The following is a 22,339-nucleotide window of genomic DNA, read 5'->3' as shown; positions in this document are numbered from 1 at the left end:
GTTGTGCTTACAGACTTAAACGCTGGATCATTCCGTAGCTGGTTTGAACCCAGGCGATCTCGATTCGACTCTCGCCGATGTAGAAAACATGCTGCGCTAGAAGTGGGATTGGCCGCTGCCGGAAACTTTGCTTATGAAGTCTTTTTCTTCGATATCACTGGATATCATGAGTGCAATTCAATTCGCACAACGGCAAACTAATAGCTAAGTCACAAAAGGAAGAGACAATGGAAGTCGTGTTTTTGATCCCTGGCATCATGGGCACCAGCCTGGTTCTCCCGGCAAAGAATCCCGGTGATACAGACGAAGAAGTCTGGCCACCAACGCCGTCGGAAGCGGCCCTGAAGTACAAGCGCCTGCATAAGTTGATGGACCCCGCCCTCAAGCCCGGCAGCCCGATTCACAAGGTCGCCTGTTACAACTTTTACAGTCTGCTGCGAACTCACCTGGATGATCTTGGCTATCCAAACGACGACAGTGCCAAGCGTCGAGTGGAGTTTGGCTATGACTGGCGACTCGATAACGTTCATACCGCCGACCTGCTCGCGCAGCGTATCGAGGCCGAGTATGCAAAGGGCGCCCGCAGTATTTCCCTGGTGGCTCACTCCATGGGCGGGATGGTCGCCCGGCTGCTGCTGGAAGGCGGAAAATACAACGAAAGGCCCTGGTTCAAGAGCATCCGACTGCTGGTCACCCTGGCCACGCCCCACCTTGGAGCACCGCTGGCATTGGCCCGTATCTTCGGTCTGGATGGCGTCGCGGGGCTTAACGCGAGTGACGTTGCCAAGCTGGCCAATAATCCGGCGTACCCCTCGGCCTACCAGCTGATCCCGGCTCCGGATGAGGCAGCCATTTGGTCTATGGAAAGCCCAGACCTGGCCAGCGTAGATCCCTACGACGCCGATAGCGCAAAAGACCTGGGCCTGGTCCCAGAATTGCTGGAGCGAGCTCGCGCCGTGCATGATGTGCTGGGGCGCGAGCAACGCCCAGAGCATGTGCGATATGTCTATTTTGCCGGTAGCGGCCACCGCACCCTCACACGAGTCAATGTGGTTCATACGCCTGGGCAAGCGGTTCAGCATTCGCAATCACGGCTGACCTTCACGGACGACGCCGGCGACGGAACCGTACCGCTGTACAGTTCGCTGCCGAGCAAAGGGCAGCGCCAGATCGTTATCAATGAACACTCGACGGTGTTCAAGGGCTCTTCTTTTCGTCGCGCGTTCTTTCGTCTTTTGGGCGGTGATGCTGGCACGGCCCTGGAAAACGCGGACAACCTGGACATAGAAGGCAGCCTGCTGTCGGGTTCACTGGACCGTCAAGCCTATGCCATTGGCCAAGAAGTCGAATTGACGCTGCAGGTTGTCAATCGCAGCCTGGCGGATGAAGCACCGCCGATCGATAAGATCACGGGCGAGCTGGTTCTGGAGCGTCTGCACGAAGTCAGCCTGGTGCCTTTGACGATCGCCCGTCTGCCCCTTACCTACCAGGGCACGCCCCTGCGGCGGCTTAGCACGTTGCTTGCCGATATCACCTCAAGCGCAGGACTTTACCGACTGACTTTCGAAGGCAAACCGAGCCTGAGGGAGGCGCTGCCGTTTGTGGTCACCGCAAATGACTGAGATCAAGCAGTTGCGGCAGCGCCTCGCCGCGGGTGCGCTGTCAACGGGCCAGGAGAGCCAGCTCGGCACTGCAAACCTGAGCCCCGCGCGACGCGAGGCCTCCCTTGAACGATTGGCGTCCCTGATAAACGCCCGCGGGCTTGGCGGTGACACCGCAGGTCGTCAGTTGCTGATTGATGCAAGTTGTGGCCTGGATGCGATTGCCAATGGCGCCGCCGTACCGCTGACCAGAGCCATGCGCGTCGGTATCGAGGCAATCATCCATGCCGACGGATCCCGGCCTGCGGTGATGACGTGCAATGACAGTATCGACGTACTGGATCCGACGCTGGGGTCGTGGAAGGTCAAGCTTTTACAGGAGCCGGTGCAACTGCGCAAAGTCATAAGGGCCGTGGCCCGAATCAGCATTGTTTCTGCCACTCCGGAGCAGCCGATCCGCACCGTGGGTACCGGTTTTCTGACTGAAAGCGGACTGATCACCAATCGCCATGTGCTGCAATACATTGCCTTGCCGGACGATCAGGCCCCCGGCCGGTGGCGCTTCCACGAAGATGTCATCATCGATTTCGGGGCCGAGCACGCCAGGACGGAGCCCCTGACACCTCGTGCACGCCCAGTCCGAGTGCTTGAATGCGGACCCGATGAGATCGGCCAAACCAGCAACCCGGCCTTGCTTGACCTAGCGTTAATCGAAGTGCAGGCAGACACCGCGGCTGTCGCGCTCCCGGCTTTTCTGGAGATTGAACGGGACAGCGCCAGTCTTCATTCAGGCAAGAACGTGTTTGCGGTCGGCTTTCCCGCCAGGCCCCAACCCGGCACCGAGAGTGGCCAGATTCTGCTGCGATTGTTCGGGGACGTGTTTGAGGTAAAACGCGTCTCGCCCGGCCTGGTGGACCAGGTACACGGTCAAGTGGCCGGTGACAGTAATCCCCCCCGCTGCTTCAGCCATGACGCCTCCACCCTCGGCGGCAGTTCCGGCTCATGCATCGTTGACCTGGAAGGTAGTTGGAAAGTGATAGGTCTGCATTTTGGTGGTCGATCAGGCGTACGAAACCTGGCACATGAACTGGCGTGCGTTCAATGAGTGTGGTCATCAGCAACGACGACTGGCTGTTGGCGGAGCACGTCTGCGTGGGCGATTCTGCGTTTGCTGAATGCTTCGCGGCAGCCCAGGACGGGAGCGACAAAACCGTTGCGTATGACGCGGTCGTCTCCTCGAATAAAGAGTTGAAGGAGCGAATCGCTGCCGCCTTTGCCTATGCTCGCCTCGGGAAATGGCTCACCGAGCTTTGCACTCAATGCGTGTCTGAACGCGTGGTGTCACGCGACTTCATCTCAGCAGCCACCAGGCAAACGCCAAGTCAAAGGCTGGTGGGCTGGCAGAAGATGGTCGAACAAGACTCGCCCTTCAAACATACCGCTTTGCATGCAAAGGGTTTGATCTATGTCACAAACTATATTTGCCGCATTGTGATCGATGGACAACACGCAGGCACTGGCTTGCTCGTGCCCCCCGACTTGGTGATGACGGCCGGGCATGTATTCCTCAATCAAGACCCACTGATCCAGGGAGGTGCCGTGGAGCCCCATTCATGGGAGCGAATTGAGGTGTTGTTCGACGATCGATTCGATTTCATCGAAAGGGATCTTGTGCGAGTGCGCCTCAAGCCCCGCCCATTCAAGGTTGTAGAAAATTGGTTGTTGGCCCATGAGGCTCCCCCGAGCAACGCCGGCGGTGTCGCCACTGCCGATATCGATAAGCCAGACTATGCCCTGGTCCGTCTGGCCGGATCACCACTCCCCTATGCGCGCCCGCTTCACATGCAAAGCGCCGCACCCTTCCACAATGACCCGCTCCTGATCATCCAGCATCCCCAGGGCAGCGCCCTATGCCACCATGATGGACTAGTCAAAGAGCCGATAACTGGCTCAACGGTATTTCTGCATTCGGTCAATTCACAACCGGGCAGTTCCGGTGCACCTTGCTTCAACACCAACTTCGAGGTCGTCGGGGTACACACTGGCGAAGCAATAGGCTCGGACCCGGCGAGGAACGTCGCCTTGGGCATCAACCTACCGGCCATAGAAGTAACTAGATGGATAGCGGAAGGCGAACCTGCCCGGCCTTATTTTTTCCGGTGCGCCAAGGGCACCATTCACCCGATCGTGCAACGTGAAAGGACGCTCGACTGGCTGAAACAAGCGACCACCGGCGACAGCAGCCGCATCCTGGCGATCAGCCCCGCCCCACGGTGCAGGACCGGCATGAGTTTCACTGCAGACCTCATCTCAGCGTTGCTGCCTAACGCGGAACATCGCGTGGTAAAGCTCTCCGCGCTGCGGTTTCACTCTCAAACGCCTCTTGGCTTTGTGCAAATGCTGATCGAAGCCTGCGGTGCGCCCTCCCCAAGGGATCTCCCTCTTCCCGATGGCGAAACCACCGTCGTGGCCTACATGCGCAACACCTTGGTCCCCGAGCTGATTCGCAAACTGCAGAAAATTCGCGACGGGCGCCTGTTCTGGCTGATCCTGGATGACTTGCGACGCCCGGACGATAGTCACGTCCCGCTGTCGGAGGGCACAGGCTTAAGAGAATGCCTGGATTTAATCTACGAGTCGGTGGCGGGATATGACTGGTTGCGCATTGTTTTGTTGGGTTACGACAGCGTGGCACCCGACAAAATTAAGAACTTTTGGACCAACGAAAAATTTGAGGAAGTGCCCCTGAGTGCATTTGTGGACTACTCACGCGGGCTTATCGATCGTATACCCGATCAAGGCCAGCGAAATGGCTACGGCTCTCTGTTTGACAGAAACCAACAGCAACTTGAAAACCTACCACCGGAGCAACAATTGCCCATCGCGGCTGACTACGCCCGTTTTTTGTTGATGAATCTGGGAGTACAAGCATGATGGAGACTGAATCAAAAGCTCAATCTGCCGAACTCCTCGACGCATTCAAAGCCGGCCTTGAGGCCATAGGCACAACTGATCAGCCGGGTGACCCAGCCTCGGATCCGGTCGCCTGGACTCTGGCGCTGGCCGCGCTTTGCGGGCCGTTCGATGTTCATCGTCTGGTGCGATTCGCCCGCGAATCCGAGCAGATGATGCTCGTAACAGAACTGATCAACAGAACCGAAGGCCTGACTGTCAACGGGTGCCGCCGACGCTTGTTGGAGATCACCACGCGCCGCCGAATATTGGCAGATCTGCTCACCCGCCCTGGCTTGCTGCAATCGCTGCTCAACTCCTTTGCGCCGGCTCGCGAGGACGCCCAAGGCCGTGTGCTGCGCAAGCTATTCGCGGGCTGGCGGCCGGACCTGCGACGGCTCAGAGCCGAGCGCCTTGGCATCCTTTGCATTGCCCTGGGCTGGCTGCAAGGGCTGGCGCCGTCCAAAGACGCCAATGGCCAGGACGTATTGCCATGGCCGCAGATCGGCGAGGTCCAGCGCGAACAGGCACGCCGAGGACGTAACGCGGAAATCCGCAGTTTGCTCTCAGGTGGCATGGTTGGCCGCGAATCGGACCTGCACAAGTTGCTCGCGTTTGTCGATAGCCCTGAGACAGCCGGCGGCATCATGATCGTTACCGGGGCCGGCGGAATCGGAAAGTCCACGCTGGTCGCCCGCCTGGCGAGTGCTTTGGGGGCCCGCAAGCACCCGACGCCCGTGCTCAATTTCGACTTTGACCGACCCGCTCTTGATCCCGTTGGCCCTGGCCTGACCCTGGAGCTCACCAGGCAACTAGCCCAGCACCTGCCCCAATCCGCGGATGCGCTGTCCGAGGCAAGAACCCTGATCCGCGAAACCTTCGAGCGCGGCGGCGGCCAGTCGGACCGTAAGCAGAGCGCAGAAACGAGCGCTGTGTCATCCAGCGGCGAGGCCGGCTTGATGATCGGTCGCGAGATCATCGATACCGACTTTACCGGACATCCCGTGCTCGTCTTGCTCGACTCATTCGAAATGGCCGCTGCTCAAGGCCATACCGCGGTCACGGCGCTGCGCGATTGGCTGGCGTATCTGACCCAAGACGTCGGTATGCACGGTGTTCGCGCCATCGTTGTTGGTCGGGCAGCCGAATCAGCGGCGAACCTGTTGCGCGTTGGAGAAAGCGCCATCTACCGACTTGGACCATTGACCCCGCCCAATGCCATACGAATGCTGAAACAATCCGGGCTGGATGAGAAGCGCGCGGTAGAGGTCGCCAGTTCGCTGGGGGGCAATCCACTGGTCCTGCGCCTGGCCAGCCGTTACCTGCTCGAGCATCCCGAGGTCTCAGGAGATGCACTGCTTGAGGGTGGCGAGGTAGACGAAGCCCTGACCCAGGGTGTGTTGTACCGACGCATTCTCAACCGCGTGGGTAATGGCGACCACGATCCGTTACGCAAGCTGGCTTATCCTGGCCTGGCATTACGGGTGATCACGCCTGGGTTGTTGCGGGATGTCCTGGCTCCTATCGTGCTGAAAAACAGCGTGCACGGTGCAAAGGAAAACGCCGCACTGTTTGAGCGCCTAGCTCAACAGGTCTGGCTTGTGGATCAGGAGTCCGAGCGCCGAGTGCGTCATCGCCGAGACCTGCGGGAGATAACCTTGCGTTTGCTGCGCAACGACAGCGCCGTGGGCCCGCTGGTCGATGAATTGCACTCGAAGGCGATCGCGTATTACACCAACACCCGTGACCCTGACTTGCCAGCTGATCGGGCGCGCCTTGAGTTGGTGTACCACCGTTTGATGCTGTTGGCCCCCGACGAGGATCTGCCGACCAGTGAGCACAGTCTCGTAAACTTCACAATGGCAGGCGAATTCGATGAACTACCGCCCCACACGGCCGCCTTGGCGCGCTTTCATTCAGGACAGCGCCCGACAGTTGATGACCTCAAGTTTTTACCTGAGGTCTATCAACGCAGCGCCACCGCGGAGGTCGCCTGGGCGGCCATCGACACGGGCCGTCCCGAAGATGCGCTGGCACTCTACCAAGACCAACTACCAGTGCCCGTGTGGCACCTGACGGCGCTGCATGACACTGTGCAATGGCGACTCCCCCCGTATTACTTAGATCTCGAATACCGTGTCAGGACTGCCAACGAACCCACCACGCAAAGTCGCGAGCGCTTTGAAGAAGCAAGGACAGTGACCGCCTTTCTACACCTGTGGCGTGGGGAATTTCATGAAATCGAAAGCCCTGCTGATGACGAGCTCACAAAAAAGCGCTCATTGAGTACGGGCACCGCTCACTTACGGGCTGCCGCGGCATGGGGAGTGGGCGCTTTGCTTGATGGAAAGATCAAGCATCCAGGGTGGCTTGCGATGCGGGAGATGCTTGGGCCGGGTTTCAAACTTCATCCAAAAGATGCGATGAAGGCCAAAGCCGAGGCTCGACTGTGGTTGTTGCTCTGGAAAGCTGGGTACTTAAAACCTGATGACAGGATTCCGATTCTCGCCGACTCACTGGCGTTGACCCCAAAGTTGTCGAGCAAACTGGCGAGACTCTGGGATGACTTCCCCGATGCGCGTCGAGACCAAGAATTGCGCCTGGGAATGAAAATCCGCTTGCCCGCTCCAGTCGCGATGCTGACAGGAAAAGTGGCGCGCAATGTTGAAAATGTCATTCAAGATGATCAGGTCAACCTTCGAAGTAATTTGGAAGCTGCGGGTTTCCGCCCAGAGGATTTCCTTCCTGGCCTGATGACCGAACTTCAACCCGCGACCCGTCGAATGCTGCGATTGTTCATCGCTGATGAGCGCTCACGAGAAGCCTTTGCTCATTATCTGCATAAAGACCCCCACTCCCCGTTGCCCGACTTTACGCCGAGTGACTTGAAACTTAACCAGTGGTTCAAGGCTGCCTCGGAAGGTGATGGCCTGCGGGCCACCTTGCCACTGATTGAATGGTGTGGGCGACTGGGACAACTCTCCTACGTTTGCAGTCTCGCTGCCAAAATATCCGGTGGTGAGACAGGGCATTCGCTGCATGAATTGGCGCATGCCTGGCGCAGGCTCGAAGCAGTCTGCGCCAGGCAAACGAATTATATCGGACGGTAATCAACACTTTAGCGATAACGCTCCAGCCAATGCGCATAAGGAGCAGGCAAGTTATCGGGAGTGCTGAAAACGACTGTGAGTTAACAGCGAATTTGGCACCGACCTGGAACCTTGCAAGAGATTTCGAGCTGACCGTTAGAGATCGGTTCACACCTTTTTTCTAGTGCTGTGGCCTTCACGTGATTGGTATCCATGCTAGCGTCGCCGCGTTTTATTTTGAGTATCGAAAGCTGAAACAAGCCCTGCAGAGTGACGAGAGGAGTCGCCTGGATGCCGCTAGCATGAACATCCACGCCAGGCTCCAGTGGGGCTGTCTCAACATTTTGTCGCGGCTTGATAAGATCTATTTCTTCGCTTTCTGCGGAACCTTCTGGATCGCAGGTTTTGACAACGCAATGCACGATAATCTGTGCTGCCCCCAGGCTTTCAGCGCGGCAAAGGGAAACTCCTGGCCACAGCCGGGGCACTTACGTTTCGCATTCCAATGAACATCCATTTTTTCACCTTATGTAGTCACCGTAACGGTATGTCTCAATGTCCCGAAAGCACCAACGACACCAAAGATCGGCTCAATGCTCTTATCGCTCCTCACCACCACTTATCAGTATGCTTCGTAGCATCCGATCAGGACACAGAGCATTAAGAAACGTGATTTGTGTGATTCGTCGCGGATCGATGGGCAGGAAAAACAACTGCAGGTAACTTCTCTAAACCGGCAGTGTGAACATTCATGCGGAGAGCCCCCTCGTGCTATAGCCTCTGTCTAGCAGGAAATCCCGAGCCCATTTGATTACGGGCAAGATCACGCGGAACGAACTTTAGCGCTGGTTACAGAGTGCACCAATTCCAAAACCACCGTTCATTCTTCCCATCCTGACAAATCCCCACAGATTGATGCTAATGTGCCATCCATGAGTATACCTTAGCCAAGATTTCATCTGCGCATTGACGCGCCTGGCGTAATAGGGAGGCACCGTCCGTTGAGTTCTATTCACGTAGCCAGCGATCGCCAGAGCGCTGTACGACTGCTTGCTTGCATTGACGCTGGGTCCACAGAGGTCACCGATGACTCGTGGGGGAGCGAAATTGCAGCAGTGCTGCGCGCTCAGTCCCGACTTCAAGCCCTAGATTTCTGGATGCGAAATCCAGACTATCTTGCCAACGAATTGCTCACCGAGTTTGAAGCAGGAGGTGATCCGGCGTCATTAGCTCTGGCGCAACAGATACTCGATTCCCGAGAGCCCGACCTGCGTCGTGTTCCGATGATCCGCTATCGCTTCGGCGCCTTTGAACCGCTGGACAACGCATTATCGATTCTGCGCGCTGCCGAGTTCATCAAGATCAAACGTCAAGGATCTCCCGGTAAGGTGCAAGAGCATATCTACCTATTGACGCTCAAAGGTAGAGAAGCCATGAACGAACTGTCGGGGATGTCTGAAGAGATCAACTGGTACAGAGATAGAGCCTGCGTGGTAGCCCGGATAGCCGGCGGCGCGGGAGGCAAGGCACTGAAGGACCGCCAGTATCTTCAGGCTGAGTACGCCGACACCGCACTCAAGCACATCATTGCGCCGATTACGGATCGTGTACGTCAACGTTTGGAAGCTCTTTTGCAAGGAAATGCCGCATGACCATGAGTTGGCTTGAATCAGTCGCCAATGACGCCGGGTTGTCAGTAGCGGACGCTGAATCGCGTCTTCAACAGCGTGGTGTTTACGTAGATCGGCCCGTAAGGCCAACACCCAAGTTAAGCGTGACGGGTATTGCATTCAAGGGGCAGAAAGTCGGGAAGATCGAAGGTGCTATCGATTTTAGCTGGACAGACTTAAGCCCTGGCGTATGGGCCGTCACCAGTCACGGAAGTCTTGGAAAGTCTAATCTCGTGGGCAAATCGAGCGTTCTCGAGATCATCCTTTGGTGTTTACGTGGTGAGGTGAAAGGCCTGCAGGAGGATGTCCGCAGCTGGCTTTCATGGGTGCAGCTCAGCTTCAATCTTGATGATCGCCCCCACATCATTGAGTTCGATGTCAATGATAAAAGGCCCAATGGGGTGCTCAAAGTCATCCGACCTAATGGAGTCACTGATACCATTGACCGGTTTAGCAGCGATGGAGGTTTTGCTGCAGCGATGTCGCGCTTCATGATGAGCGCCTTTGATCTTCAGTCAATACCATCCCGCAAGGATAGTATTGAAGGCGGTAGTACCGTCTCCCATGGTTGGCCAGCATTATCCGGAGCGCTTTACTTTGGCGGGGACCACAAGGCTCTGTTGGGCGACGTGCTGATGGCGGGACTACCCGCGCGCATGCTCCAACTGTATATCGGCTTGCCGTGGGCGAGCACTGTGATGCAAGCAGGCACTGCCAAGAAGGAAATCGAGCAGCAACTGGCGTATGCCAACCGAACTCACACCGCTCAAAATCATCAGTCAACAGAATCAAGAGTCCGAATATCAGTCCAGCTTGAGCAGGCCCGTCGAGATCTCACCTCTCTAAATAGCACAGGTATTACTGCAGAATCCCTAGATAAGTTGACTAAAAACACGAGGGAGCTAACCACTCAGACGCTGCAGCTCGAACAGGCAAAAGCCCATGCAGCGGCGGAGTTAGCCGCGCTTAGAAGCGCATCAGATGGCGACCAGCGAGCACTCCGAGACCTGCGAGAGAATCTAGTCACTACTGCCTTCTTCACTGGGTTGCAGCCTAGCTGCTGCCCTCGTTGCGAGAAAGCAGTACCGCAGGCACGGATCAAGCGAGAAAGCGTCGAGCAGAGTTGCTCGCTGTGCTCAGAGCCCATTAGCGTAGACGAGCAAGACGATAGCTCCGAGATGCTGAGCGCAGCAGAGACGCAGGCAGCCGCTTCGCAAGCCGCCTATCAAATTGCGAAGACGATCCACCAGGATATTGAGTCCAAGACCAAGTCCGTGGCCCATCAACTCTTTCTTGCCCAGCAAGCACTAACCGACGCAAGCAAGAGTATGAGTTATCAGCAGCAGCGAGCTGCCGAAATTCTCGTAGCGCGCCTAGAGGGCGAACTCCAAGCACACACCACTCCCCTTCTGGCACCTAAGCCGCCCGAGGACGCTGGGTTGATTGATTTTGCTTTAAAAGAGGCGAGAAAAGCCTTTGATGAAGGCAAGGTTGATCTGATGGTTAAACTCAACCAGGAGATCCTTAGACTGGCAAATGAGTTTGGTGCGCTAGGACTCGAGTCCATTGAGCTTGGCTCGGATGCAAGAATGACTGTCGGCAAAGGTAATCAGAAGTCACCCTTTAGTAAGCTGACTCCAGGTGAACGTCTCAGGTTACGCATTGCGACGGCCATCGCATTACTGCGCGTTGGCCAGAGCCTGGGGGTCGGGCGTCACCCAGGTCTATTGATCATCGACTCCCCCGGATCCGAGGAAACAAGCGAGGGAGACCTCGCCAAGCTCCTGACCGAGCTTCGGCGGGTCGCCAATGAAACACAGGGGCTGCAGATCTTCATTGCGAGCGCGAATGCGCCCGCTGTACTCAATGCCCTCGGAGAGAACCAATGCCGAGTGGCGCCGGAAGGCGGCTATGCCTGGTAATGAGCAGACTTGCCTGTTAGAGGTTATAGAACGACATCTACAATCAGCGAGGCCGCTGACGATTGCCTCATTGGGAGGGATAGCAGACCTAATGGCGCAAGCCCAGTCGCTCGTGGCATCACCGTTCCTTGATGTAATCGCAGAACTTGCAGGCTGCGCGCTGCCTGATGAGGCGATAGAGATGGACAGCCTGCTGCTCGAAGGTTTTGCGAAGTGCCAGGATCCTTGCGCAATTCGCGCTGCGGCAGATATCGTAATCTGCGATCTTCCTCTGCGTCAGCGAATCAGTGGTCGACTTGCCGCAACACTGGAACGACGCATCGAATCTCAGAATACTGATAAACAGGCACTAATAGCCGCCTACGCGCTTGAGGCGCTCTTCCGCCTTTCCTTTGTCTCCTGTATCACCAGATTCATTCCGCTCAAGATCCTGGCCTGCATCAAACCAGACATCAACAGCCTGTATGCACAGCATGCGGCAAAGCTAGCAGGTGCTGCATTTAGCACTTGGCAAGAATCTGACTTGATCAATGCTTTGAACGTACTGCGCAAAATTGACGGCGCAGAGGGGGAAGCAGCCTTTGAACTTGCACTGGTGAACCTCTCGAAAGCTTTGGATGCCGGATCCCTCACAGAAATTGACCAGCACCTCGAAGTCGCAAGAATACTTTTGCGCGACGCCCAGGCAGTGGACGAAGACCGGGCCGATGCCGCCGCTTATACAGCAGTCATCGATATCATTAGAGGATTCCATGCGGATGCAGAGCCGGCGTTCATAAACGGACGTGCAGAGGCTCTTACCAGAGCCGTTCAAGACCGCGCTTTGGTTCTAGATAAACAGCACCTTCCGGACTGGCTGCTCCCACGGGCTGACCGTGAAATTCAATGGGTACGATTGATGAGGTCGGTGCAGCAGGCTTGCAACGATTTGACGCGTCCAAGCTGGCTAAAAGCGAGCGCGATCATCGAGAATCTGCTGGCGGTCTTTGACGCTGACCGCACCTTCGAAACACGAGGCGGACTTGGCCAGCTTCTGCGCCCCAAAATAGAAGCGAGTTTCGTACGAGAAAGGGGGCAGTTAGCGCTTCTTGAGGAGCTGCTCGATGAGCCGGACTGGGAACCGAAATACAAGGAGACAGGACGTGCTCTTCGTGCCTGCATCACGCAAATGGAGGTCAACGGGGCTCCTTTGGGAAAGCGTTCGCCTAACACGAATTATCCTATTCTGGAGCGGCTACTCGGAATCCCCGAGCTTCCGTCCGACTGGGCTTCCGACTTATTACACCGTTTAGAAACGACGCTGAAGGACCGTTACGATCCCTCTCACGATTTCAGCAACCCTGTGGTACAGCGCCTACTTCAGGAAGCCACATCTAATCTCGCGTCCTGTCTGGACTATTCAGGGGAGGTCCGATTCCATTTCAATGAGCTTTTGGCTCAGATCATCCTCTTTTGTAAAACTCGTCAAGATGGGGGAACCAAAGAGTTGCGTCACCGCGGCGACTATTTACGTGACCGAGATGCAACGGAGTTCCAACTTCAGCAAGACCTTTGGCAATGGTTATCTGGAAACTTTCGCCATGGTGAAGTCCTTGACGAGGTAGAAGGCGTTGCGACAGGCCGAGCGGACCTCTATACCGGATTCGGTGGCCATAGATTCGTCATCGAATTGAAGCGCCATCATGGACATTTGGATCGTACTGCTGCGAGAGCTTACTGCAATCAGGCAGCCAGCTATCAAAACACAAACGTCAAGCTCGGCTTTTTAGGTGTGCTGGAGATTGCAGACCGCACAGGGCCGCCACCAAGCCTGGAGGAATGCATCTGGTACGACGCCGTGCTGCCAACAGGCAGCAGTATCGCGCGTCATCTGATTATTTTCAGAGTGCCCGGCAATCTCATATCGCCGTCCTCGATGTCATCGAAGACTCCAAAACCCAGGAAAAAAAAGGTCGACCAATAACGCATGGGGACGACTTCGCTGCAGCCTGTTTCGCGATGTATACCTGATAGGTGTCGGCTCGTGGCGGATGCTCAGGGTAGGAAAAGACGACCTTTTCAAACCGTTCAAAACAAAGATATCCGACACAACGTAGTCTTGGCGTTAGGCTCGGTCTGAGTTTGACGCACCTTCAGAGTTGAAGGAAAAACCGTACCTTGATTAGCTAAATGAGGATAGATATGGCATCCGCCAAACAGGACTTCGAACGATTTGTAGCATGGCTTCACCAACATGATGAGATAGCTCCCCCAGATGTGCGACGTCTGGCCAATCTGGCGTTGGCGAACTTCGATGCTCTGGCGGCTACTTCACGTCATCGCAGCCAGCGTTCTATCTATTTAGAAGGCCTGCTCCGGCCGGCATTGGCGCATACATCGGATGCACCCCCTGCAGCCCCAGCAGCGGCCGCCGACGGCGCATGGCCCTGGAAGCGGCTCCGGCATCTAACGTTGGGGCCATTTAGAGGCTTCCGCACTCCGGAGCCATTCGACCTTCAGAAGCGGATCGTCTTGTTCTATGGCCCAAATGGCAGTGGCAAGACCAGTTTTTGTGAAGGATTGGAGTACGGGTTACTAGGTGCGGTCGAAGAAGCTGAAAACAAGCGTATCGACGCCAAAACCTATCTCAAAAATCTTCACGCGGGACAATTTTCTGCTCCAGTCTTGAAAGCAACAGACCACCAGAATCGAGAAGTGGATGTTGTCTCGAACCCCGATACTTTTCGATTTTGTTTCATTGAAAAGAACCGTATTGACTCCTTCTCCAGGATTGCAGCAAGACCAGCCGGTCAGCGCACTGAGCTCATCGCGACGTTGTTTGGTATGGAGCAGTTCAATGAATTTGTAAGCCATTTTAATGAGAGCATTGACAGTCAGCTCGTTCTGGAGGCAAAGAACGAGACTGTCTTGACAGAGCGCCGCAGAGCACTCGCGAATGACCAGGCGACGGTTGAGGCCGTGGCTCAATCTCTTGCAGATTTGGCGACGGAAGAAATGGAACTGGGCCATCGCTACTTCACAGAAACCAGTTACGTTGAGCTCAAGCGACTGATTGGCAGCGAGGAAGCCCCAGGCCGGCTTCACGAGTTGAATAACATCCTGAACTCAATCCCTCCAGCAGTCATAGGGTTGACGTCTGCAGGTCTGCTAACAGCCTTTGAAGAGGCTCACCGGTGGCATGAACAGGCCGAGAAAATATCAGGTGTACTTGAAGAGCGTAGCGCTCAAGTATCGTTCAAGGATCTGTACACGTCGGTGATCGCGCTTCAGGAAACTGAGGGTGACCATTGCCCGGCATGCGATACACCACTTGAAGGCCCATCTCATGTCGTAACCAATCCTTACGAGAAATCGCGAGCGGGCCTGGAGAAATTAAAAGACCTTGGCGAGCTTCAAGAAAGCCTGAAGAGCACCAAGGCAAATATGGCAGTTGCTTCACGTGCTTTACGCCAGCAACTTGCAGACATGGGAAAATTCATTGCTTCCCAGCTGGAGATGGATACCCCTCTTGGCCGTTACCTCTCTGGTCTAGAAATAGAACCCTCAGGCTCTTGGTGGATGAGTCTCTATCCGATTCAGGCTGAAGGTCATCCAGAGGGATCAGGACTTACAGACCTTCTCTCCCTCGCTGTCCGCATCGAGAAGCAAGACGCCACATCGCGACTCGCGCTTCAAGACCGACAAATGAGAATCGAAGAACGAGATCGCCTCATCGAACTCCAGCTCTTGGTCCATACCCAAGATCAGAAACGACAGCAGTCTCTCGGCAATGTTGCTGAAGCGAAAGCCAGAATTGCCGCCTTCGATGAAGCAAACGCCCAATTGATTGATGACGCTGAAAAGGAAGGACAAGACATCGCCCGAGATCAGCCGATCAAGGTCGCCTACGACTTGTTCCTACGAAAACTCAGAGAATATCGAGAGCAGTTGCCCGGTACCCTTATCGCCGGCCTCAACGAGTCGGCCATGAACCTCTACAACGAGTTCAATCGAAATGACCACGACGTCGATAAACTTGAGCAACTGCATTTACCTGTAACCGGCGACGGAAAGATCGAGATCACCTTCCGAGGTAATCCTGGGGGGCGAGTCGACGCCTTGCACGTCCTAAGTGAGGGGCACGTCCGCTGCCTTGGCTTGGCAATCCTATTGGCAAAGGCAAAGAGTATCGAAAGCCCCTTGGTCGTCTTCGACGATGCCATCAATGCGATTGACCACGATCACCGCGGCGGAATCAGGGAGGCAATTTTCGAGAATGACAACTTCTCGGATATGCAACTTATCGTTACGTGCCACAGCAACGAGTTCATCAAGGACATCCAGCAACACCTACCGCAAAAGCAGCGAGGCGACTGTGTAGTCTATCTGCTCCGACACCATACCGGCGACTACCGCCCCAGGGTCCGAAATAACGTCCCGACCAAGAATTACATCGTCAAAGCAAGAGAGGCCAAGGACAATCTGGAGAATCGAGAGGCGTTGGCTTCGGCGCGCCAGGCGCTCGAAATGTTGTCAGAGAAAGCATGGCGCTGGCTTGGCAGTTACGACCTAGGACTGATCAGCTTGCTTCTCCCTGGAGTCGGTGCAGAACCAAGCTTGCGCAACCTCTGCGAGGCCCTTGCAAGGAAACTCAAAGATGCCACGACATTCAACCATGAGAGCAAGGCCCCATTATTAGCCGCATACGACACGATCCTCGGGATACCCTCGAACAACCTTGTATGGACTTACTTAAACAAAGGGACCCACGAGGAAGCGGATCGCGACGACTTCGACGCCGAAGTGATTGAGACTGTAGTTCAGATCCTCGAGACGCTGGATGCAATCAACCTAAGGCCAAAAAAGTAAGTGGGGTACTCAGCGAGCTTCGCGAAAATCGCGTGGCCTTCAAATAACGCTACGCCATTGGATCATATGAAGCTACAGGGGGGGTGGTCACTTGTGTCACCGGCGTTTCGGTTTGCGAACTGAAAGTAATGTAGCCGTTCCACATGCGTATGTGGTTTGCAACGGTTGCGGTCTGGCTCACGGCTAGCGTCTCGTCACTCTCGAGTGCGGTGGGGGCAGGAAAAAACGGCGCTAATATCCGCGCCCGGCGTAAAGCCGGGCATTAATAAAACGTAAAGAATGCTGCCCTTGTGGCGCTGCCTCGGGGCCACCCCCTCTCTTTCCAGAAGGAATGACCGGCCCCAGGCGCTCACCACTATGGGGTAGCGGCAGGCGCTTCATGGCTGTCGTCAGCCGGGTCCAGACGAAGATCCAGAAGATAGTGGTAAATATGGACAGCCGAGCCGTTCACCGGCCGCGTCTCCCGGTAGCCTCTCAAATGGGGGTGCTCTTTATCGAGCGTGAGCGTGCCCTGGCTGTCGAAACCGGCATAAATGGTTTCATTGACCCATCGCTCGTATTCAGAGCACAGACGTCGGAAGTCGCCGGTCGAGTAGACGACAATGGCAATAGAGGAAACCCCCAACGAATTGTACCCTGCAACCTTGTCGAGATGGTCCTCGAACGTATTGCGTCCTAAGCTGCGCAGGTGGAAAGCCTCGACAATCGAAATGCAATTCGTGCCTACGTAGATGCCACCATCAATTTCCCCTACCCCTTTTTTTGAGGCAGAACTGCCCACCCTCGCTTGGTCTTTCACCGTCCAGCTCAGGTAATCCAAGCGATGGCACAGCAGCGAAGTCAACCAGTCATTGATCATGTTTTCGTGGTCTATCGACATCGGTGCGTTACCGTCACTTGGGCGGTACAAGTTGTTCTTTCGCGTCAGAAGCTCCTGGGCCACGCCGTACAGGTTGTTTGCAAGGAAAGCTTCCAACGTATCGCCCTGCTCTGCCTGACCAAACACCAGGCTTTTCTCGTGCGGTGACAATGCGCGGATTTCCTGCCACATGACCCTCGCGTGCGTGTGATTGGGCTTAATGTACAGGTCAATCACATAAGGAGAGCGCTTCAAGCGCAAGACGTTGTTCTTCCTGAGATCCCTTACCAGCTCTTCGAATGCCTGCTTCTGCTCGGCAGGTAATTCGAGATGCAACTTTTCGACCTCATGCAAATACGTCAGTGCCTCCTCAACCCGCTCTTGTTTTTGGAGGTACGCGCAACGGACGTGCATGAGCTCGCAAGAGAGCAGATAGCGCTCTGGCACTTCACACCAGATACGATCAAACTCTTGCCACTGCTTGCATTCCAACAGAAGCCACAGTGCCTCCTCGAAATCCAAGACACCCACGTGCTGCGACTCAACAGCACGATAGACCTCGCGCCACTGTTCATAGCGTTGCCAGCTCTCGCTACCTACCTTGTTCACCCCCTCTCGCTCTGCGAGGGCACGACTCGCCTTGAGCCTTCCCGTCGCGTAGGTGATCTGACGCCGCTCCTTCAGCAGGGTGTCAAACAGGTAGAACGCCCGCTGGGCATCGACCCTCAAATAACAGTTCGCCATTAACTGCCGGGCATACCGAGAGACCTCATCACTGATATCCCTAGCGTCGTCGAGGAACGCGTCCAGCTTGGCAATCCGTTCCTTATCGTTGAGGGCCGCATCGTCGGCAATCGCTTTAAGCGCAATCAACTCGTCCAACGGCTCAAATGAAACAGAAGAATGGCTGCGTTTACAGGAAGCGCCATACTTCACCAGACGCTGTGCAAGCTTTAACTGGCCGGCGTTGGCCGCCATCACGGCCACCCGGGATATCTCTGGAATCCAGACAATCCTTTCAGCATCGAAGTCCAGCGTGGCCAACTGCTCTAGAATACGCGACCTCCTTGCAGACGATCGCGTCGCCTCATACAGCTCAAGCCATCCGCCAAGGGGCGTTGGCCCCGACTGCAGTACGCAGAGGAACTTCTTGAAATCATCCATCGTGAACACGTTGCTTGCCTGGCACACCCGCGCCCACAGCTGAACCTTGCTGTGGCCGACGCTATCGTTGAAGACTTCAAATACCCCAGCTAAGCGATCTACGGCAAATCCAAAATCCTGAATCAAGCTCAGCAAGGCGTCGAACACATCTTTCTTACATTTTGGTTCAGTATCAGCGACAAGCCGTAGCAGAAAGCGCAAATGAGTCCTTACCGCGCCAAATAACCCCCTGTGACTTTCTTCAGTGGCCTCAGTGTCATGTGCGAGTAGATCATCAAAGGCATGAATCACTCTGCGGCGCAGGCGCTCATTGCAACAGCGCAGCAGCCCACTCCAGTCAAAGCTGTCGAACACTTGACCGTCATCTATGCCGATATGCACGCTGGTGAAGCACTGTTTTAGATGCCTCAAGTAGTCCGTTGCCAATAACGTGGCAACGTGTTCGACACCCGCTATTTTTCGCGCATCGATGCCTTTGTATCCCTCTGACAACGCCTCGATGCACCAGAACGAAAACATCCATTCAGCAACCGGTAGCTCGTCATATCGCCCCCTCAGCCGCTTGCGCCTGGCGATCAGAAAATCAGCAGCCAGGAGGCAGTGGTCTTTAAACAGGAGCGAGGCTCTGCCGTCTTCAGGACTACGATACTCCATACGCTCGACTGCCTGCTTCAAGTCCGGTAGCAACTCCTTGCCCTCGGCATGAGATTCGGTCTCACGCGCCGCCATCCAGGCGAAAACCTCGGCAATCGCCAGCACAGTGTCTCTGGCCGACTCGGTATCAGTCGGCGCATCATTGGTGATGGTATACAGCTCCAGGGCTTGGGCGAACACCAATTGCTGCCAAGCCCAGTCGTAGTCATAGCGTTCCGACAACCGCTGAGCGGCACGGTGCAGCCACTCATGGATCTTGATCAATCCGATATGACTGGTGGCCCTGTCGCGCAGCAGCAGGCACGCATAACGTGAAGATTGGATTTTCCTGAACAGGATTTCTGCCAGATGCGGCGCCTGCGCCGAGTGCTGCAACAAAAGGTGCGTGTAAGGAGAACTGTCTCGCCCTACACCCTCTTCGCATTCGTACTTCACTATGCCTGCCACGAGATGATGGGTCGTCTCGTAGTCGTAATAGTTCCTCGCCTCTTTCCACCACTGGAAACAATCAAAAACGCGCTCGTTCCGCAGGCGCCGATAGTGCTCGATCACGTCGTCCAGTTGGGACAGATCCAGTGCTGAGCAATAGGGCTCCTGCTCGCTCGCAACGAAGCCGGTACGCACCTCATCTGAATCCCGCCGTGCAGGTCGCACGATCGCATTCATTCGATTCTCGGACAACGCGATATCGGCCGCACATTCTTCCCAACTGTCATGTAGGGAGTCATCAGCCATCACGTAATGAAATGCACCCGCTAGGAAGTCCTCGCGTAACTGCGCAGAGCGGAACTTCAGGTGAAAAACATACGGCCGCCTGTAAGCCAGCACCATTTTCAACCACCATTCCTTGAATGCCACCTCCTGGTCCGCCCTTGACGCCCTCAACTGCTCCCAAAGCAGCGTGCCGACCCCGACAAGATCTTCGTCCTCAAAGGAGATCTTGTAACCACCGTATGACGCAGACAACTTGTGGCATGCTTGCAGGTAGCCCACTTCGGTGACACAGCACTCATCGACCCGCACATGCGGCGCCACCCAGCCTTCGCCACCGTGTTTGATGTCATAAAGAGAAGCCACTGTCGCAAGCTGTTGCCTCAGCTTTTGCGGCATGTCGTCGGCGACGGGAATCGGTCTGACCACCTCCAGCAGCCCACTTTTAAAGGTCACCACACGCTGCTGTTCAAGCTCTGCCAGCGGCACAGGGTCTTTCAACGCTTGCCAGTCCTCGTAATGCAACCAAGTCGCCTGCTCTTGCAAAAGATCGAGCACCGTGTCGCGGTTCAGCACGCGAGGAAAAATAGTGCCGGCCGCCAGCAACTCAGCGAGATAGCCATGCAGGGGTGTGATGACGTCGGGGCCGCCCCGGTCCGGATGTTCGTAAAAATCGAGTTTCTTCTCGAGATCTTGAATGAGACGAGCGGTATTCACCCCATGCTTCCTTGCGCGACTGGAAATAGCCGGTCACGCTACCACTCTAGCTTAAGGGGCGCATTTGAATTTTATGCGCGCAGTTAGATGAACGAATCTTCATGTTGCCCGTTTGTTTACACTCAGTGATGGATTTCTATCCAAGAGCATCACCGGCGCTGTCCCAACCAGTATGACAACGCCAACGCTCAGGAAAGCCGGTTCGAATAAGCCACTACGGTCTTTGACCCAGCCGATTAGATAGTGCTGCAAGAAACGGGATGATGCCCCCAACGCCGCGATCAAACCGATACCCGCCTCGGCGGCCCTGCCCGGCAGCAATCTGCTGGGTAATCGCCAGAACGACTCCAGCGAAGAAAAGCAGGCCGCGCAAGCGATCGCGAAAAGCCGCCATGATCAGCACTGAAGAAGGCAGCGCCAATGCAAAGCCGATGGACACCGCGCATGCCACCGGGGCAGCGCGATATGCCAGGCCTCGATGCCTGACCTTCCGGCATAGAGTGCGCGCCGCAGCATCCTCACCACAGCGAAACCGAAGGGAATGGCGGTGATGTTAAGATCTCGAAGGCCGTGTAATGAGTCTGTAAGCTTCCTCGAAAGACTTGATCACCAACGGCCGGGCACCTCCCCTACAAGTCGAGCCTGACATACACTGAAAGCCATCAGCGACCACCCTGCTACGCCTCAGAAATCGCCAATCGCGATCGCCCGCGTGCCCCGCGCAACTGGGGGCAAAACTGGGGGCATACTTTAGTTTTTCCGACCTGAAAATACTGCGCTAGAGCCCAGTCAAAATGTTTTTTGGCGCCCCTGAGAGCCTTTAGGCTTCGTCTGGCAGGCTGTTTAGCTGAGCATTTCTGGCTTTTCATGGGCATGGAGATCCATTCATTTGCAAGCCCGCCAGTCCCGTTGCCTCACCGAAATCGCCATCAATTTATTCTGGCCCAGCAAATACAACCGCGCCCCGTCAATAAATGGTTCAGGCACCTGATGTTCGATCTGTTCGGCGATTAACTGCGCGCGCAGCCTTTACTGCCAATGCGAAAACCTTGGAGCGCAGGTGCGACACCTTCGGCCAGACCGCATGCACATCAGCGTTACCGAAAAACGACTTGCGACACGAAGCAGACATTAGAGCAGGTAAATAAGCCCGTCGTTTTTCTTCCTTTGGCCTCGTTTTTTGCCAGCAGATTTCAGGTTGCTCACCGAGCACTCCGATAGAATCAGGCAATACTAAAATCGAATCAGGCATAGTTCCCAGCCACTCTCCGCCCTAGCATAGCCTGACCTTATATATTCAGGAGTGCGCCCCATGCGTGCAGAAAAAACCATTTTTATCACGGGCGTTAGTAGCGGCTTTGGCCAGGCCCTGGCTAAGGAAGCTCTCGCTCAGGGCCATCGAGTGATCGGCACTGTTCGCAGCGAATCCTCTCTGGCAACGTTCCAGGCGCTCTTGCCTGAGAGAGCCCATGGCGTGGTGCTGGACGTTACCCACTTTAATGCCATCGACGCCGTCGTCGCCGCTATTGAGGGTCAGTATGGCCCGGTGGACGTGCTGGTTAACAACGCGGGTTATGGCCACGAAGGGGTTTTCGAGGAGTCGTCGCTGGAGGAAATGCGCCGTCAGTTCGACGTCAATGTATTCGGCGCGGTGGCGATGACCAAGGCGTTTGTGCCCTTTTTTCGCCAGCGGCGGGCGGGACGTATCCTCAATATCACGTCCATGGGTGGCTATATCACCATGCCAGGTATTGCTTACTACTGCGGCAGCAAATTTGCCCTGGAGGGCATCTCTGATACGTTGAACAAAGAGCTTGCGCCCTTCAATATTTTTGTAACGGCCGTGGCGCCGGGGTCTTTCCGAACGGACTGGGCAGGTCGTTCGATGCAGCGTACGCCGCGCAGCATCAGTGACTACGATGCGACTTTCGACCCGGTGCGAAAAGCCCGTGAGGAAAAAAGCGGCCTTCAACTGGGCGACCCGCAGAAAGCCGCACGCGCCATGATGACTATTATCACCAGCCCTAATCCGCCGGCTCAACTGCTGCTGGGCAGCGACGCCCTGGCTCTGGTGCGTGACAAGCTGCAGCGGACGGCGGAGAGTATTGAGCAATGGGAAGCGCTGAGCTGTTCCACGGACGGCTGAGCATAA

At 55.7% G+C, this 22,339-nt stretch carries 11 protein-coding genes; 9 read left to right on the top strand and 2 right to left on the bottom strand.

The window, feature by feature from the left end; translation table 11 throughout:
* The first annotated feature begins 227 nt into the window (after positions 1-227).
* From ACI514_RS09330 to ACI514_RS09295, 8 genes are all read left to right on the top strand, one after another.
* Complete coding sequence (locus ACI514_RS09330; RefSeq protein WP_405123599.1) at positions 228-1,622, top strand: lipase/acyltransferase domain-containing protein; 1,395 nt, start codon at positions 228-230, stop codon at positions 1,620-1,622.
* Positions 1,615-2,706 (top strand): trypsin-like serine peptidase, encoded by a 1,092-nt coding sequence (locus ACI514_RS09325; RefSeq protein WP_405123598.1) that lies wholly within the window; start codon positions 1,615-1,617, stop codon positions 2,704-2,706. The genes ACI514_RS09330 and ACI514_RS09325 overlap by 8 nt, the downstream gene beginning before the upstream one ends.
* Complete coding sequence (locus tag ACI514_RS09320; RefSeq protein WP_405123597.1) at positions 2,703-4,535, top strand: trypsin-like serine peptidase; 1,833 nt, start codon at positions 2,703-2,705, stop codon at positions 4,533-4,535. The genes ACI514_RS09325 and ACI514_RS09320 overlap by 4 nt, the downstream gene beginning before the upstream one ends.
* Complete coding sequence (locus ACI514_RS09315) at positions 4,532-7,663, top strand: AAA family ATPase (protein ID WP_405123596.1); 3,132 nt, start codon at positions 4,532-4,534, stop codon at positions 7,661-7,663. Before ACI514_RS09320 ends, ACI514_RS09315 begins: the two co-directional genes overlap by 4 nt.
* 980 nt (positions 7,664-8,643) lie before the next feature.
* Complete coding sequence (locus ACI514_RS09310) at positions 8,644-9,294, top strand: hypothetical protein (protein ID WP_137211811.1); 651 nt, start codon at positions 8,644-8,646, stop codon at positions 9,292-9,294.
* Entirely contained in the window at positions 9,291-11,234 is a 1,944-nt protein-coding gene (locus tag ACI514_RS09305) for a hypothetical protein (RefSeq protein WP_405123595.1), read from the top strand. Before ACI514_RS09310 ends, ACI514_RS09305 begins: the two co-directional genes overlap by 4 nt.
* A 91-nt stretch (positions 11,235-11,325) precedes the next feature.
* The gene (locus ACI514_RS09300) at positions 11,326-13,197 is read left to right on the top strand and encodes a hypothetical protein (protein WP_405123594.1); all 1,872 of its coding nucleotides are present in this window, start codon (positions 11,326-11,328) and stop codon (positions 13,195-13,197) included.
* A gap of 218 nt (positions 13,198-13,415) precedes the next feature.
* A complete protein-coding gene (locus ACI514_RS09295; RefSeq protein ID WP_405123593.1) occupies positions 13,416-16,082 on the top strand; it encodes an AAA family ATPase in 2,667 nt (888 codons plus the stop codon).
* Between the two features lie 355 nt (positions 16,083-16,437).
* On the opposite strand, the gene ACI514_RS09290 is transcribed toward ACI514_RS09295, so the two are convergent.
* Together ACI514_RS09290 and ACI514_RS09285 are read right to left on the bottom strand one after the other, a co-directional pair.
* Entirely contained in the window at positions 16,438-20,187 is a 3,750-nt protein-coding gene (locus tag ACI514_RS09290; RefSeq protein ID WP_405123592.1) for a hypothetical protein, read from the bottom strand.
* A 214-nt stretch (positions 20,188-20,401) separates the two neighbouring features.
* On the bottom strand, positions 20,402-20,626 hold the full coding sequence (locus ACI514_RS09285; protein ID WP_405123591.1) for a hypothetical protein: 225 nt from the start codon (positions 20,624-20,626) through the stop codon (positions 20,402-20,404).
* A gap of 873 nt (positions 20,627-21,499) precedes the next feature.
* Between ACI514_RS09285 and ACI514_RS09280 the strand changes: the two genes are divergently transcribed.
* The gene (locus ACI514_RS09280) at positions 21,500-22,333 is read left to right on the top strand and encodes an oxidoreductase (protein WP_058426034.1); all 834 of its coding nucleotides are present in this window, start codon (positions 21,500-21,502) and stop codon (positions 22,331-22,333) included.
* Positions 22,334-22,339 lie beyond the last annotated feature (6 nt).

This window comes from Pseudomonas sp. M20 (assembly GCF_045037865.1).
Lineage (GTDB): Bacteria > Pseudomonadota > Gammaproteobacteria > Pseudomonadales > Pseudomonadaceae > Aquipseudomonas.
The sequence above is the reverse complement of the archived record's forward strand: the minus strand, read 5'-3'. Positions and strand labels throughout refer to the sequence as shown.

Coding starts and splice junctions, on each gene's coding strand:
- ACI514_RS09320 (WP_405123597.1), top strand. CDS start 2,703: ATGAGTGTGGTCATCAGCAACGACGACTGGCTGTTGGCGGAGCACGTC.
- ACI514_RS09325 (WP_405123598.1), top strand. CDS start 1,615: ATGACTGAGATCAAGCAGTTGCGGCAGCGCCTCGCCGCGGGTGCGCTG.
- ACI514_RS09300 (WP_405123594.1), top strand. CDS start 11,326: ATGGCGCAAGCCCAGTCGCTCGTGGCATCACCGTTCCTTGATGTAATC.
- ACI514_RS09315 (WP_405123596.1), top strand. CDS start 4,532: ATGATGGAGACTGAATCAAAAGCTCAATCTGCCGAACTCCTCGACGCA.
- ACI514_RS09280 (WP_058426034.1), top strand. CDS start 21,500: ATGCGTGCAGAAAAAACCATTTTTATCACGGGCGTTAGTAGCGGCTTT.
- ACI514_RS09330 (WP_405123599.1), top strand. CDS start 228: ATGGAAGTCGTGTTTTTGATCCCTGGCATCATGGGCACCAGCCTGGTT.
- ACI514_RS09295 (WP_405123593.1), top strand. CDS start 13,416: ATGGCATCCGCCAAACAGGACTTCGAACGATTTGTAGCATGGCTTCAC.
- ACI514_RS09305 (WP_405123595.1), top strand. CDS start 9,291: ATGACCATGAGTTGGCTTGAATCAGTCGCCAATGACGCCGGGTTGTCA.